Genomic DNA, 15,100 nt, shown 5'->3' on the forward strand with positions numbered 1-15,100 from the left:
CAATTCGCTAGGCTAGGATTACAGGTTTTTTGCGGTTAATGATGCTGAAAGTGGCGTGCTGCGCTTGGGTCGTGCGTCATAATGATAGACATCATTGCGGAACTGCACTTCCCCATCTTCGTTAACCCATGCGGTTTGATAAATGGTGTGTACCGCGATTTTTTGTCTGAGTGATACCCACTTGGTTTCTGGGATCCGGCGATAATAGTCATAGTCACCAAATTCGAGTCCGGATCGGTTCAATAGTACTTGCGCTAATATCTCCGCTTTTTGAACCCGAATACAACCAGAACTAAATGCTCGGCTTTCTTTGTTAAACAAGCTTTTAGCTGGCGTGTCATGCAGATAAATCGCATTCCCATTAGGCGTATTAAACTTGTAGCGGCCCAAGGCATTAAAATTGCCAGGAGATTGTTGCAATCGATAAGGGAAGTTTCTCGCGGTCACGTTTTCCCAATCAATGTCTTCATGAGGGATCACGCTTCCATTCACCCAACTGCTTAACACTGTGTAACTGTGCTTTGCCAAATACTCATTATCTTGGCGTGCCTTAGGCAAAATGTCCTTTCGCATGATAGTCACGGGGACATTCCAACTTGGGTTAAACACAACGGAATCTAAGCGAGAATCAAACAAAGGTGTGCGTCGACTAGGGCGACCAACCACGACTTTGCTGTCGAGGATCATTTCGCTATCAATCCAAAGTTCCATTTCATAATTTGGAATATTCACAAGGATGATTTTCTGCCTTTCAGTCGGCCACAACCGCAAGCGCTCCATGTTCAGCGCGAGGATTTGGATCCGACTAATAGCCGATTTATTCAACCAGCGGCGTGTTTTGTCTCCAATCACCCCGTCTTCTTTTAAGCCATGGCGAGCTTGGAAACGCTTAACGGCCTGAGAAAGAACAGCGTTATAAAAACTGACCTGTTCGATTTTCAAGCGCTGCGCTTCAGTGACACTCAGCACCCCTTGCCGCTCAAGGTTTGTGATCAAACTATCTGCATTATCTAACTTGTCACCCGGACGGATCAAACCACGCTGAATGAGCTTAGGCCAATACGTTTCTTCGTCATCTTGGAGTTTGACGATGGCCTTAGCCATCTGCTTGTACTGTGAGGTGCTAGGGCGCAGCTCAAAGACGAAGCGATAAAGCTTATTCCGGCTAGCAAACGCAATAAGCTTGTTGGTTTGCGTCACCGTCGGCGAGGGAAGCGATTCTGTGATATCAGTACCGAAAAACCAGCTTTTGCCATTATCTGGGATCGATTCTATGTAGCTGATCAAGGCAAGCAAGCTGTCGGTTGCAAACACATCATACGCACGCCAATCACCGCTGCTTCTTAGATCTCTAAGCACGACGGCACGCCATTCAAAGTTTTCACTTAGGCCTGCAAGAGAAATGATATTGATCTGTGTTTCGAGCTCATCTTTTGCACGATAATCATGCCAGATAGGTGAGAAAGAAAAATACTCATAAATATTCGCAAGCTCATTCGTGTTAGAAACCAATCCAACGTCTGACTCTGCTTGTTTTACCCAAGTGACTGCCGCCAATGAAGGCTTTTTTTGCATATCAGAAGGCTCTGATGCGCATAACGACGGTGCCCACAAAAACATTGGAATGAGTGCTGTTACCCACAATGTCTTGAAAAGCGTACGAGCTGAAAACATGCGCTACCTCCCATTTGAGATCTTAGTATGGCAAAGGACGCGGCTTTCGTTAGCGGATTTTTTATGATTCTAGAAAAACAAAGGGTTAGAAAAATGTCATTCTAAAGCATGACCCAATGATTATCCCAAGTCACCTCAGATGTCTGAAAAGTAATACTTTTTCTCGGTTCTTGTATTACCACTCTTCCTGTTCCCGCACTGATCGCGAAGCCTTCCCGTTGCGCTGACGCACCAGAAGCATCCATCAATGAAGAGATCGCCTGAAGCTCACCCGTTTCTATGTCCCATATTCCAAAGCAATTTCCACGAGGAGAAGTTGCAATAACCTGCGACCCCGTGCATGCCACACTGCCAATGTACTGCTGAAAACGCGTCCAGTGTTCAGTACCCGCCTTTAGTGCAGTAAAGTCACCATTATTTCGTCTTATCGCTAATAAAGGGGCGATGTGGTCAGGGTCACCTTTATATTGCTGCGCAATCACCACGTCCTGATTAGGGCTAACAGCAAGATGACGAATGCTAAGTTGGTGGTCTGCAAGTTGATGCTTTTCAACAATGCGGCCTGATGGAATGTCTATCAACACCAGTGACGGAGACATCGAATCAAGGTTTGTCGCTGTTCGATTATCGGTACGAATACCACCAACAGCGACAGCTAACGTCGTTTCGTTAACCACTTTTATCTCATGCGGCCCGATCCCAAACCCCGCTATTTCACGCTCTTTTTTAAGCACGCCATCTGGGTGAATGTGATAGACGCCGATAATACCCTCACTCGTCCCCTTAACGCCTTCGGTGGTAAACAAAGTATTTCCGAGCACATCACCATGACCATAGAAATATCGATTAGTATCGGAAAGATAGGTCGAGATTGTTTGTCCCGTTTCAATAGATAGCACTTGGACAAATGCCCCAGGTCGACGTGCGAACACAAAACCGAGCCGAGTGAGAGGATCGACCACCAGCCCATGCCCCCGAGAAGGCAGTGGCGAGGTATAACATACCTCCCCCGAATCATTCATTGCCATCACGGCGAACATCCCATCGCTTTGCCGAGCACAGCCAATATAGGCGGGCGAGGATTGTGCAGCTGACGTTCCGCGAAGGGTTAACCCGCCCGCTATACTCGTTGTTGCCATTACGCCAAGCGCAGACAGCATTACTCTTCGGCGTTTTTGGCTTACTTCTGTTTGCTCTTCATTGTTCGGGCGCACGAGCTAATCACCATCCGTCGAATTAAAACCAACCACCATGCCAAGTGCAGGTGCCGCTTCATCGGCCAACGCGATCTTCAGGTACTCCAAATTGTTCGAAAGCGTCATTAATTGACGATAACCCGTTTGGTTGGTCAGAATGGGTTTCATGCCATTACCTGTCGGCACACTCTCTTGCGCGGCCTTCCAATGCTTAGTTAATCTATCAGCTAACTCAGACTGATCCCTATCACGAAGAAGCGTATCGAGAGTGACAATATAACGCGCATTCAACGCTTCAATACTGCTACGCAGCAAAGCCAATGATTGCGATGAACGCCAGGCTTGCGCTTGATACGGCTTAGGGAAACCTGGTTTCCCCATAGGGAAGGACAACGTTTTGATGGTGGCGTCTAGCTGCCCCGCCAAAATGCTGAGTGCCGCTTTCTCACGTTGATCTTGTGACGAAGTTTCCCAAGGATTAGTTTGCCAGATAGCCTCCATTTCAAGGGTTGATTGCTTCAAACGTGCCGCTACCGCTTGCATCACTTCGCAACGGGTGGCCAAAGCAGAAACATTTGCTTTATCAAACAACAACCATTCCAACGCACCAAGCCCCTGAACCGCAACACTGCTGCCGGCTAAACTCTCTGGCGTGACGTCACCAGCGCTATCAAGTAGCTGCGTAAGTTGTCTACCTGTGGTGTTTTTCTTGTCAGGATAGAATTGGATTTGCCAACTCAAAGACATGGCGGCTTCGTGACCAAAATTGGCGCCTGCTAACGGTTGCCACGCCCTCATGGTTTCCGTCCATTGTGCTTGTGCGTTCGCTAACGTCTCTGGTGTTGCTGTTTTACACAAAGACGACACGTCTGCTTCTAGCTTTTTGGCGTGCAAAGCAAACGTTAACGCAGACTGTTTTTGCATATCCCAAAGCAAACTTGAGGATATTCCAGAATTCGCTGGATTATCACAACCCGACAAAAGTGACAGCGTCATAATTAACGCGAGCCACTTGGTACCATCCGTGTATCCGTTCATCAAAAGACTCTTCATCATTCGTTCCTATAACGACTTTAGAAACGCAATCAAAGCTTCGCGCTGTTGTGTGTTAAATCCCAACACGGCTTGCTTGCTAGCTTGCGCTTCACCGCCATGCCAAAGGATCGCTTCTAATTCATTTCGAGCTCGGCCATCGTGCAAATACTCGGTATGACCGTTCACTTCTTCGGTGTAGCCAATACCCCATAGCGGCGCGGTTCGCCATTCGCGGCCATTCGCAATGAACTCACCGCGGTTATCTGCCAAACCCTCTCCCATGTCGTGCAACAATAAATCCGTGTATGGGTGAATGATCTGATCACTCAGGGCTGGTCTGTCTTTTCGCTCACCGGTTTTTAATGAAGATTGATGACAGCTTGCACACCCTGCACCTAGAAATAGTGCCTCCCCTTCGATGACACGCGGATCATCGATATTTCTGCGCATGGGTACAGCGAGGTGTTGAGAATAAAACTCAACGAAATTGAGGATTTTCTCACTGACTTCTGACTCTCCACCATTGGGGAGCCGCTCACAAAGATCTTGTGACGCTGAGCAATTTTCCTCTGGGAATAATGTGCTGGTTAAGCCTAAATCACCATTGAATGCAGCGGCATTTTGTTGCATTAATGACGGTTGACCCGCTTTCCAGCCAAAACGTCCGATCACGGTCTTAGCTTTTTCCACATCCCAAACGTAGTTGGGTCGACCCGACACACCTTTGCCCGCGTCTTCTTGCGCCACTGCTATCGCCAGTAGCGTCGAATCAGGAATGGATTCCAACAATCCCAACCCAATCATCGGTGGAGCAATGCGTGCCGACATTTCAGTGTCTGGGTCCATTTCACCGTAGTTTAAATCTTGAATACTAATAATTGGCTTACGCAACGTGACAGCGTGACCATCTTTAAACGTTTCGGTGTGGTATTCGTAGTCGACCACAATACGGCCTTCTGGCTTTTCACCAGAAAGCGCAAAATCTTGAAGCTGGCCGCCATAAATAGGCTCAGAGATGTTTCCGGTCATAATCAGCTGTTTTTTCTGCGCATGGGTGATTGCCGGAATACTCAAGCGGATCAACAAGGAAACCGCATTCTGATCGCCCTTCTGCGGCAGGTGTCCGCGACCATCTTTTATGTGACAGTTCTGGCATCCGTTGGTATTGAACAGCGGACCAAGTCCATCTCTTGCATCGGTAGATGCAGGTGAACTCACCCAAGGGTTGCGAAAGAAACTGTTACCGACACTGAAATCAATGCGCTCACTCATCGGTAAATTAGTCGCGGGTTGGGAAAAGGCATTCGCGCCTTGTTTGTTCGTCGTGGTATCGCCGCCAGTTTTAATCGCACTCGCCGCTGACGAAAAAGAGAATGATGAAAAGACAACGAAAGTGAGGAGTAAAAGCGAATATTTCATAACTACAATCCATACAAATAAGCGCGCAGCCAACACAACAGATACTTTGCGTTGGCGACGCCCTAATTGGCGTGACTAAAACTGATGATCAGCGCTGTCTGGGTTTAAGTTGCTAATCTCTAGCAAGCCAGCGATAGACTCAATGCCTCGCGTTTGCTGCACTAACGCGGCAATCGCGTCATTGATCATTTGATGTCCAGCCGTGTTGTTTGAAGCAATCAGTTGGTCAAAATGAACATTGTTCACTTCAGCTGATTCCACCAACTTAAACACAGCGCTTCGGGCTGAATCAAAATCTGATTTGATCGCATTCGCTTTTTCTGGATTGGATTGTTTAACCATGTCGAACAATGAAGGGCCGTTCAAGGTCGAACCATCTGCACGGGAATATGTCCCAGTGAAGACGTTATAAATGCCTTGTTCGTTGTAGTAGTGAGAGTTATGCGTATTGTCAGAAAAGCAATCATGCTCATCTTCAGTCGAATTCGCTTCTAACGCGACTTTCATACGCTCACCCGCCAATTCGCCTAACGAAAGTGAGCCCATACCAAACAACATCTTACGCAGGCCGTTTTCACTGCTTTCACTCAATAATGTTTGACGATAATTATTCGACACGCCCTCTGCCCATTGATTTTCCATCCATGCCAAATCCGTGATCAGCAATTCTGAAGCGGCCTTTAAATACGCTCTGCGACGGTCACAGTTATCATTTGTGCATGACGCTTCGTAAGCAAAATCAGTATATGAGCGATTACCCGCGCCGCTGTTTGTACCGTTAAGGTCTTGCCCCCAAAGTAGAAATTCGATGGCGTGATAACCCGAGGCTACATTGGCTTCAGACCCACCCAATTCGTTTAAGGAAGCAATCAACTCCGGCGTTATCTGCTTAACATCCAGCACGTCATGACCAATGCGAAGCGAATCATTCGCCACAATGTTCGCCACAGCGCCGTCATTACCGAGTTCATATTGATAATCCTGTGCAACATAATCGATCAGCCCTTCATCCAACGGCCAAGCATTTAATTGCCCTTCCCAGTCGTCCACAATGGCATTGCCAAAGCGAAACACCTCAGATTGCTGATACGGCACGCGCGCCGCAAGCCATGCAAGTTTTGCCGTCGCTAGAGTTTGCGCTGAAGGTTGCTCAATGAGCGCATCGATAGCGACATCGAGTTGAATCGCTGTTGTGTGTGAATCACTGTAAACAGCATGGGCAACATCTGCATAATGCTCGACAACCTGCTCGGGCGTTGCAGCCGCGGCATTGAATGAAACAAATGAAAGTGAACATACGGAAAAGGCAAAAGCCCGTGATGAAGGCGTCATAATCTATCCTTGATGAGTGATGTGTAACAAGTTATTGCGAATGAGAGTGATTATTACACTCAACAATGCATTAGTTCAAATGATAATGAGATAAAAAATCATTTAGATACGCATCTAGTGACAAGGAAACACTAACAACTCTTTATCAAAACGGATAATTCGACATCAAAATAGATTCTTTGACGTAGCAACATCGCATCTTTGGTTTCCGGTGTGTAAGGTTGTTTAAAAAGCCTTTTAATATTTGCTTTTTACACAGATAATTTCGCGGAATTTCACACTCTGCACAAGGTTAAGGAGACGCTTCGATGGAGAAGCACGAAGAGGTACTGGTTGCGCTTAGGCAAATTATTCGAGCCATCGACCTGCATTCACGTAAGCTCAACAAAGTCGCTGGTCTCACCGGCCCTCAACTCGTGTTAATGCGAGCGATTCATGATTTGGATGAAGTGACTATTCGTCAATTGTCGAATCACACCAATATGAGCCAAGCCACTGCAACAACCATTCTCGATCGCCTTGCTAGTCGTAACCTTATCGTGCGTGTAAGAAGTAATCTTGATAAGCGAAAAGTGCATGCGCACCTCACACCAGAAGGCGAAAAAGCGCTTGAGCAAGCGCCAAAGCCATTGCAGGAAAGTTTCATCTCTCGCTTTCAATCGTTGGAAGAGTGGGAACAATCTTTGCTGATTTCTTCGGTGCAGCGTATTTCATCAATGATGAATGCGGAAAATATTGATGCTGCTCCTCTCTTAGAGGTTTCAGCACTGACCACCGCCGAGTCAGAGAAAGCCGAATAAGTATTTTTCTTTAAGTCATGAAACCATGATTTTCTCAACATGCTTATCTAAAACAAAGAGCCCTTTTAGGGCTCTTTGTTTTTTTGAACTCTCTTACTTTTTCTTATCAATCTAACTTAAACTCCGCATCGGCACTTCGTCGTCTAAATACTTTTGGCCGCTTTCCTGCCTTTTAACATCCCCGTAGCCAGTGCCGTACCTGAGAAGATGGCTAACGCCCCGATCAGCATTCTTACCGTGATGGTTTCATCGAGGAACATTGCCCCCCAAACGGCCGCAAATAGCGGTATGAGAAAGGTCACCGTAATGGTATTCGCGGGCCCAACACGGCTAATCAATCGGAAAAAGATCACATACGCAAAACCTGTCGACGCAAAACCAAGTACCATGGCAGACATCCAGCCAGCAGCACTTGGCATTGTCTCAGGCCAAAACAGAACACCGAATGGCAACAACACCAGTGTTGAACCCAACTGACTGCCCGTTGCGGTAACAAGTGGCGGAACACCCGTCAAAAAGCGTTTCGTGTAGCTTGCCGAAATACCATACATTAGCGTTGCCCCTAATACTGCGAGAACCGGCCACCCTAGACCTTGGTCACCAAAATCCAACTTACCCCACACCAAAATCACAACACCGACCACACCCATGAGAAGACCAAGTATCCGGTTTTTCGTCATGGATTCGCCAAGCCAAAAATAAGCAATAATCGCCCCCCATATTGGGGTTCCCGCATTAACAATCGACGCAAAACTACCTGACACACTGATCATTGCATATGCGAATAGCAAGAAAGGAAAGGCCGAACTGAACAATCCAACGACACAAGCATGAAACCAATGTGTTTTGAATTCACCTAATTGGCCTTTCACGATAAGAATGGGTAAAAGCAGCAACGTCGCTAAACCAACGCGAACCAATATCAGTGCAAACGGGCCAAAGGATGGCACGGCATAACGAATCAGAATAAAAGCCCCCCCCCAAAGTGCGGCTAAAAGCACTAAGTCAAACACATCTTTCCGTTCCATTTCCATTATGTATCCTGCATTTGTTTGTTACTTGTCTTGAAGTCACTCGGTGTAATTACCACTAATGTAATCGCTCAGATGAATATCATTCGCCGAAATCGGCCATTGCAGCGAGATCAATGAGCTTAATGAGCTTAATGAGCTTAATGAAAATTTACACATTTTTTGGATGAGTGACTGAGCGCTAAGCGCATCAAAAAACTCAATAAATCACAATTTTTGCCACTATGTCGGTTTTTTAGGATGAGCGATAGATTGTAAATTGATGGGAAGCATCTAGTTTTAACATTGAGACATATTTTTAGGACAATGAGATGAGCAAAGATAGACGTATTTTGATCGTTGATGACTCGGCCGCCATTTTAGAGTTGATTGGTGGCATGCTTAATGATCTCGGATACAAGTATGTCACTCGCTTCTCATCATCAGTCGATGCAATAAATGAAGTGCGTCGGTTTCCTGCTAAATATGACATTGTACTCACCGACCTAAACATGCCAGACATTGATGGAATGGGCGTGATCCGAGAGCTCGGCAATATGAGTTTCAAAGGTGGCGTTTGCATTATTTCTGATCTGGATGTGCGGATTATTGAACTCGCGGCGGAAGTCGCTCGCCAACAGTTTATTTGCCTGCTTGGTAACGTTTCCAAGCCGCTAAAAGTAGAAGCTTTGCAGCTGATCATTGACAGAATGGACCAAATCGAAGAACGCCGATTTACCAACTTTAAAAAAATGCGCAAAGAAGAGTTGCTCAACTGTATCATGAGCCACCAAGTCATACCCTACTATCAGCCTAAATTGAACCCTCAAAATAACCGCGTCGAAAGCCTCGAAGTCCTCGCACGCATTCGACTACCGGGCGAAGCAGATGCCGTGCTGCCTGGTCGCTTCATTCCCACCGCAATCAAACATGATTTGATGGATTTAATGACCATGCAATTGGCCGAAACGACCGCCAAAGATATGTCAAAGCTGTCAGAGATATTCGGTGACAAGGTCAAAATCAGTATTAATTTGTCTGCGCAGCAATTGGCCGACTTAGAGATCCCCAACCGCCTCGAAAGTCTCTTTGAAGCAAGGGGGATAGAGAAGACACGGGTGGTACTGGAAATTACAGAGGAATACGCTCTCAAAACGTGCGAACAGATGGAGTCACTCAATCGACTTCGCATCAAAGGCTATGGATTGTCGATGGATGATTTCGGCACGGGCTTCACCAATATTCAACAGTTACGGAGTTTGCCTTTTACGGAAGTCAAAATTGATAGAACACTGATCAATCACATCCATCAAGATCTATTCAGTCAAGTGATCGTCCAATCACTGGCAGAAATCACTAATTCATTTGATGTGGATTTGGTCGCTGAAGGTATAGAACATTTTGAAGATCTGGACTATCTCTATTCCAGATACCCCGGCATTTTACTGCAAGGCTTTTTGATTTGTCGGCCCAAGCCCATTGAAAGCTTGGGCAGCTGGTACAACAGCTGGTTAAAAGGTGTTGGTGCAACTCTTGCAACCAATGGAACAAGCAGCTAAGCCCTTTAAGCTAAACACTGATTGTTCCGGATAATCACGAATCAATCCATTGACGTCTATACATGCAATATGTCGGCGCAATCTCTTTCAGCGTTTATGGCACCCCAAACCCTTTGCTGGCGACCCAAATGCGATACCACTGTTCGCGACTAAGCGCCAAAGACATCGCTTCCAGCGCCGATTTCACTCGCTCAATTTTACCAGACCCCACGATCGGCAAGGGTTTGCTAGGTAAGCGATGTACAAATGCGTAGATCACCTGCTCTAGCGTGGCATCCAATTCTTGAGCAATCTCACTCAACGTCTCTCTCAAGCGAACGGCCTGCTCTGAATCAGAATGGAAGATTTCTCCGCCTGCCAAACAAGACCATGCCATTGGTCTTACGCGTAACTGCTGCATCAAATCCAAGGTGCCATCGTGGGCGACATCAAAGTTGATAGGGTTGATTTCCACTTGGTTGGTGACCAATGGCTTATCAAGTCGTGACTGAAGCAATGAAAATTGACTTGGCGTGAAATTAGACACACCAAAGTGTTTCACTTTGCCAGCAAGGTGCAGCTTTTCAAACGTTTCAGCCACTTCATCGGCATCCATCAAACAATCTGGGCGATGAATGAGCACTACATCGAGGCTTTCCACGCCAAGGCGTGACAAGCTATTGTTCACCGACTGAGTGATATGAGACTCACTGGTGTCATAGTGATTAATCTTACGCTCGGGCGCCGTTTTACTCACTAAATGTATATCGCATTTAGAGACGATTTCCATTTTATCGCGTAGGCTTGGCTCCAGTTTTAACGCCTCGCCAAACAACGTTTCACAACGATAATCACCATAGATATCAGCATGATCGACAGTGGTAATACCCATGTCTAGGTGCTGCTTAATAAATGTGAGTCTTTCTTGAGCTGACATGTTCCATTCAGCCAAACGCCAATAACCCTGAACCAACGCAGATAGCTCTGGTCCATTTGGTGCGATGACTACCCTTTCCATTTTCGCCACACTGAATACTCCTACATTGACCTACAAACCTAGGTCCAAAAAACAACGCATTGTCGAGAAAAATGCAATCGGATACGTTTCGCAGACTATCAGTGTCTTTTCGGAAATTATATGGTATTTACTACGAAGTGTGAGCTTCATAATCACACTCGAGCAAGGAATCATCAAGGGTTCGCCTAAGCAGAACATAGGGACGCGCACAATGAAAATAATTGGTTTGATAGGCGGCATGAGTTGGGAGTCGACCGCGACCTATTATCGACTCCTCAATCAGATGACCAAAGACACACTGGGCGGCCATCATTCGTCGAAAATAGTGCTCAGCAGTGTCGATTTCGCAGAAATTGAAGCACTCCAGCGCGCAGGAGATTGGGATGCTTCCGCTCAGATTTTGGCGAAAGAAGCGCAAAAACTAGAAGCTGCTGGTGCTGAGTTTGTCATGATTGGCACCAACACCATGCACAAAGTTGCGCCTGCCGTGCAAGAAGCCATTACTGTTCCCTTACTGCACATCGCCGACGCAACCGCGGACAGGCTAAAAATCGACGGCATTCAACATGTAGGATTGCTGGGCACACGATTTACGATGTCTCAGCCTTTTTATAAAGAACGGCTCATTGCGCAAGGGATTAAAGTCACGGTGCCACCGGAGTGGCATCAAGACATCGTTCACGAGATCATCTACCAAGAACTTTGCCAAGGTAAGGTATCAGCGCACTCGCGCAAGCAGTACTTGTCTGTGATGGATGACCTCAAAGCGCAAGGGGTTGAAGCCGTCATTTTGGGTTGCACAGAAATTGGCTTGTTAGTACAACAAAAACACACCTCAATGCCGCTTTATGACACGACCGAATTACATGCAGCAGCGGCTGTAAAGCTTGCGCTAAAAGAACGCTAAGGGAGTAAGAACGTGACAATTAGAAATGCGACTATTGCCGATCTCGACGCGATTAACGCGATTTACAACCACTATGTGTTAGAGACTGCCATTACGTTTGACTATGACACTTGGTCACCAGAGCGACGATTAGCGTGGTTTGAAAAGCTTACGCATAGCGATGGCTATTACCATGTATTAGTGAAGGAAGATCCTGAAGATGAGGTTATCGGGTTTGCATATAACGGCGAATTTCGTGAAAAACTGGCATACAAAATCAGCAGCGAAATGACTATTTACCTCCACCATGAATGTCGTGCGAAAGGGTCAGGTTCTGAGTTAATGACAGCATTGCTGGAAAAAATGGATGCCTCACCTATTCGCCGCGCCTATTCTGTGATTACCCTCCCCAACCCTGCCTCCCTGCGTTTGCATGAAAAGTTTGGCTTTAAACAAGTGGGATTATTAACCGACACTGGCTATAAATTTGAGCAATATTACTCTGTCGCAATATTAGAGAAATCAACACATCATCAGTAAGTTAATTCCTACTTGTTTTAATCTCTTTTATTTCATCAGGCACGTACACTGTAACGTGCCTATTTTAATTGACGACACCACCCAGATTTATCGACAAGCACACAAACAACCCGCCCTCAAAAAATGACAAACTCATATTATTTGTCATTTAAATTCTCATATTGCAATTTTAAAACTCTCACTCATAAAAATAAACACCATGTAATTCATGTTGTTAAATTTCTTCTGTAAGAAAAACCATTGAATCAACAATATTGGGGTAAAAGTTCCCTACAATTACAGAGTGTCACATCTGCAATTTTTGTTTAATTATTAGGGCATGGCAGCATGAACATATCCACAAAAATTAAAACCGCTTTTGTCGCCATGAGCGCTGCAGCCGTCATTGCAACGGCAGCATTACTAACAATTACGGCAAGCGAAACATCAAGCGCTGCGCTTGAACATCAAATCCAAAATCAATTGATGTCCGCTCGTGAAGTAAAAAAATCGGAAATAGAACGCTACTTCAACACCATCTCTCAGCAGCTAACTAACCTCGCGAATTCCACCATGACAGAAGACGCGATGATTCAGTTTTCGACGAGTTTTCAAAGCGTCACGACCGAAGCCGAATTAGTGCCAGATCAAGCCGATACACTTAAAAATTATTATGTGAATGACTTCGGTAGTACCTTCACAGAGACGAACGGTAAGCCATCTAATGCACTTGCAAATCTAGGTGCTATTGGTCTCAATGGGAAGCTGCTTCAACAAGCTTATATCGGACTAAATTCGCACCCTCTAGGTAACAAGCATTTACTGGATAAAGCTGCTGACGGTACGACGTATAGTGAAGTTCATGATGTTTTCCACTCCAATTACCGCACCTTCCTTGAATCTTTCGGTTACTACGATATTTTCATGGTCGACAATTCGGGCAATGTCGTTTATTCGGTGTTTAAAGAACTCGACTACGCCACCAATCTTATTGATGGCCCATACAAAACCAGTGGATTAGCAGAAGCCTTTGCAGGCGCAAGAAACCTTAATAAAGGTGCATTCAACTTTGTCGACTATGCACCTTACTACCCTTCATATGACAGCCCTGCTTCGTTCATCGCCACCCCAGTCGTTCGAAATGGCACCAACATTGGTGTGCTGATATTCCAAATGCCTATCGACAGCATTAACGCCATCATGACCTACGACGGTAATTGGGAGCTCGACGGTATGGGAACCACTGGCGAAAGCTTCATTGTTGGTCCAGATAATCTAATCCGCTCGCAAGCTCGAATGCTGGTAGAAAACAAAGAACGCTACCTCGACATGCTCCGTACTTCGGGTGTTCCCGCGGAGACTGTCAATCGCATCGGTTTAACTGAATCTTCTTCCGGGCAACAAAGTATCCGCTCAGTCCATACCAATGCTGCTTTACAGGGCGAATCAGGCTTTATTTCAGGTCTGAATCACGCCGGGAAACATGTATTCGCTGCTTATCGTCCTATATCGATACTAGGAAAAAACTGGGCGCTAGTAGCTGAAATTGAAACGGCGGAAGCCCTGTCCAGAGTCAATGAGTTGCATACGTCATTGGAGAGAATCGCATTGATGGTTGGAACAGCATTGATACTGCTTTCTCTCATCATTGCCTGGATGATTTCAGGGAGTATTAGCAAACCTATTACTGAGTTGACCACGAGTATTTCACACATTGCCAAAACTCACGATTTGACGATTCGGCTGAAGGAAACAGGAAAAGATGAAATTGCTGAGTTGTCGAAATCCATGAATATGATGTTGGAAGACTTTCTCGACGTCATTAAAGGCGCTGATACCGCAGTCAAAGCCCTAGGGATGGCTTCAGATAACATTCAGAATAACATCAATACCATGCGGAAAGAGGTCGACCTACAAGCCGCTAATTCAAATCAGGTCGCGACAGCCGCCACACAAATGAGCGCGTCGATTACCGAGGTGGCTAGTTTTGCCAATAACGCCTCTGAATCATCAGAAAACGTGGTTCAATCAGTTCGTCAAAGTGCTGATGTGGGGCAGCAATTAGTCAGTGAGATTTCGCAGCTATCTAATCGCATGGGTGATGCGACTGAGTCCATGGAGCAACTGTCGGCGGAAAGTAACTCTATCGGGTCTGTGCTCGATGTGATCCAGGGAATCGCAGAGCAGACAAATCTTCTTGCTTTGAATGCGGCAATCGAAGCCGCCCGCGCCGGCGAACAAGGCAGAGGGTTTGCTGTGGTGGCTGACGAAGTGCGCTCATTAGCTATTCGTACACAAACATCCACAGAAGAGATCCGCGCAAAGGTCGAATCGTTGCAGAAAGAAACCAACAAAGTGGTTACTGGCATTAGTGGCGCCAATCAGTTTGTCGCCAGCAGCGTGGATAATTGCAATAAAAACAATAAGATGCTTGAAGAGATTGCGAGTATGATGACGGGCATTAATGACATGAACACGCAAATTGCCACTGCCGCCAATGAGCAATCTACGGTCACGGAAGACATCACGATTAACGTGAATAATATTGCGCGTTCAGCGGAGTCCGTCTCTGACCGAACCCACGATACCGATAACACCGCTCAAAGCATTAACACGCAGGCGCACAAGTTAACTGAGCAGATTGGTATGTTTAAAATTGCTTAGTCCTAACCA

The 15,100-nt window shown here is 46.1% G+C and carries 12 protein-coding genes; 5 read left to right on the forward strand and 7 right to left on the reverse strand.

The genetic code is table 11. From position 1 onward, the window contains the following. Nucleotides 1–18 precede the first annotated feature (18 nt). The 5 genes from A1OO_RS09980 to A1OO_RS10000 form a co-directional block, all read right to left on the reverse strand. Nucleotides 19–1,674, reverse strand: a complete 1,656-nt coding sequence (locus A1OO_RS09980) for a L,D-transpeptidase family protein (protein WP_017002932.1) — start codon at nucleotides 1,672–1,674, stop codon at nucleotides 19–21. A 101-nt stretch (nucleotides 1,675–1,775) separates the two neighbouring features. Then, complete coding sequence (locus A1OO_RS09985; protein ID WP_016962337.1) at nucleotides 1,776–2,888, reverse strand: DUF1513 domain-containing protein; 1,113 nt, start codon at nucleotides 2,886–2,888, stop codon at nucleotides 1,776–1,778. Nucleotides 2,889–2,891: 3 nt separating this feature from the next. Then, nucleotides 2,892–3,926, reverse strand: a complete 1,035-nt coding sequence (locus A1OO_RS09990) for an imelysin family protein (protein ID WP_241819084.1) — start codon at nucleotides 3,924–3,926, stop codon at nucleotides 2,892–2,894. 6 nt (nucleotides 3,927–3,932) lie between these two features. After that, nucleotides 3,933–5,324, reverse strand: a complete 1,392-nt coding sequence (locus A1OO_RS09995; protein WP_017002934.1) for a di-heme oxidoredictase family protein — start codon at nucleotides 5,322–5,324, stop codon at nucleotides 3,933–3,935. Nucleotides 5,325–5,399: 75 nt separating this feature from the next. Continuing rightward, the gene (locus tag A1OO_RS10000) at nucleotides 5,400–6,656 is read right to left on the reverse strand and encodes an imelysin family protein (RefSeq protein WP_017002935.1); all 1,257 of its coding nucleotides are present in this window, start codon (nucleotides 6,654–6,656) and stop codon (nucleotides 5,400–5,402) included. 308 nt (nucleotides 6,657–6,964) lie between these two features. Here A1OO_RS10000 and A1OO_RS10005 point away from each other — a divergent pair, with 308 nt between their 5' ends. Beyond that, on the forward strand, nucleotides 6,965–7,456 hold the full coding sequence (locus tag A1OO_RS10005; protein ID WP_016962342.1) for a MarR family winged helix-turn-helix transcriptional regulator: 492 nt from the start codon (nucleotides 6,965–6,967) through the stop codon (nucleotides 7,454–7,456). Nucleotides 7,457–7,599: 143 nt separating this feature from the next. Here the strand turns inward: A1OO_RS10005 and A1OO_RS10010 are convergent, their stop codons facing one another. Further along, a complete protein-coding gene (locus A1OO_RS10010; RefSeq protein WP_017002936.1) occupies nucleotides 7,600–8,490 on the reverse strand; it encodes a DMT family transporter in 891 nt (296 codons plus the stop codon). A 308-nt stretch (nucleotides 8,491–8,798) separates the two neighbouring features. Here A1OO_RS10010 and A1OO_RS10015 point away from each other — a divergent pair, with 308 nt between their 5' ends. Next, nucleotides 8,799–10,025: an EAL domain-containing response regulator gene (locus A1OO_RS10015; protein WP_017002937.1), complete on the forward strand. Its 1,227-nt coding sequence runs from the start codon at nucleotides 8,799–8,801 to the stop codon at nucleotides 10,023–10,025. Nucleotides 10,026–10,119: 94 nt separating this feature from the next. On the opposite strand, the gene A1OO_RS10020 is transcribed toward A1OO_RS10015, so the two are convergent. Continuing rightward, nucleotides 10,120–11,022, reverse strand: a complete 903-nt coding sequence (locus tag A1OO_RS10020; protein ID WP_035008454.1) for an aldo/keto reductase — start codon at nucleotides 11,020–11,022, stop codon at nucleotides 10,120–10,122. Nucleotides 11,023–11,233: 211 nt separating this feature from the next. Here A1OO_RS10020 and A1OO_RS10025 point away from each other — a divergent pair, with 211 nt between their 5' ends. The 3 genes from A1OO_RS10025 to A1OO_RS10035 all read left to right on the forward strand — a co-directional run bounded on the left by A1OO_RS10025 (nucleotide 11,234) and on the right by A1OO_RS10035 (nucleotide 15,091). Continuing rightward, complete coding sequence (locus A1OO_RS10025) at nucleotides 11,234–11,929, forward strand: aspartate/glutamate racemase family protein (RefSeq protein WP_016962346.1); 696 nt, start codon at nucleotides 11,234–11,236, stop codon at nucleotides 11,927–11,929. Between the two features lie 12 nt (nucleotides 11,930–11,941). Then, nucleotides 11,942–12,448, forward strand: coding sequence for a GNAT family N-acetyltransferase (locus A1OO_RS10030; protein WP_017002939.1), 507 nt, complete (start codon nucleotides 11,942–11,944; stop codon nucleotides 12,446–12,448). Between the two features lie 327 nt (nucleotides 12,449–12,775). Next, the gene (locus A1OO_RS10035) at nucleotides 12,776–15,091 is read left to right on the forward strand and encodes a methyl-accepting chemotaxis protein (RefSeq protein WP_017002940.1); all 2,316 of its coding nucleotides are present in this window, start codon (nucleotides 12,776–12,778) and stop codon (nucleotides 15,089–15,091) included. The last annotated feature ends 9 nt before the right edge of the window (nucleotides 15,092–15,100 follow it).

The sequence above is a fragment of the Enterovibrio norvegicus FF-33 genome, from assembly GCF_000286835.2.
Classification (GTDB): Bacteria; Pseudomonadota; Gammaproteobacteria; order Enterobacterales; family Vibrionaceae; genus Enterovibrio; species Enterovibrio norvegicus_A.

Excerpts from the sequence above, each read along its gene's own strand:
- A1OO_RS09980 (WP_017002932.1), bottom strand. The coding sequence starts at position 1,674 with ATGTTTTCAGCTCGTACGCTTTTCAAGACATTGTGGGTAACAGCACTC.
- A1OO_RS09995 (WP_017002934.1), bottom strand. The coding sequence starts at position 5,324 with ATGAAATATTCGCTTTTACTCCTCACTTTCGTTGTCTTTTCATCATTC.
- A1OO_RS10000 (WP_017002935.1), bottom strand. The coding sequence starts at position 6,656 with ATGACGCCTTCATCACGGGCTTTTGCCTTTTCCGTATGTTCACTTTCA.
- A1OO_RS10005 (WP_016962342.1), top strand. The coding sequence starts at position 6,965 with ATGGAGAAGCACGAAGAGGTACTGGTTGCGCTTAGGCAAATTATTCGA.
- A1OO_RS10025 (WP_016962346.1), top strand. The coding sequence starts at position 11,234 with ATGAAAATAATTGGTTTGATAGGCGGCATGAGTTGGGAGTCGACCGCG.
- A1OO_RS10020 (WP_035008454.1), bottom strand. The coding sequence starts at position 11,022 with ATGGAAAGGGTAGTCATCGCACCAAATGGACCAGAGCTATCTGCGTTG.
- A1OO_RS10010 (WP_017002936.1), bottom strand. The coding sequence starts at position 8,490 with ATGGAAATGGAACGGAAAGATGTGTTTGACTTAGTGCTTTTAGCCGCA.
- A1OO_RS10015 (WP_017002937.1), top strand. The coding sequence starts at position 8,799 with ATGAGCAAAGATAGACGTATTTTGATCGTTGATGACTCGGCCGCCATT.
- A1OO_RS09990 (WP_241819084.1), bottom strand. The coding sequence starts at position 3,926 with ATGATGAAGAGTCTTTTGATGAACGGATACACGGATGGTACCAAGTGG.
- A1OO_RS10035 (WP_017002940.1), top strand. The coding sequence starts at position 12,776 with ATGAACATATCCACAAAAATTAAAACCGCTTTTGTCGCCATGAGCGCT.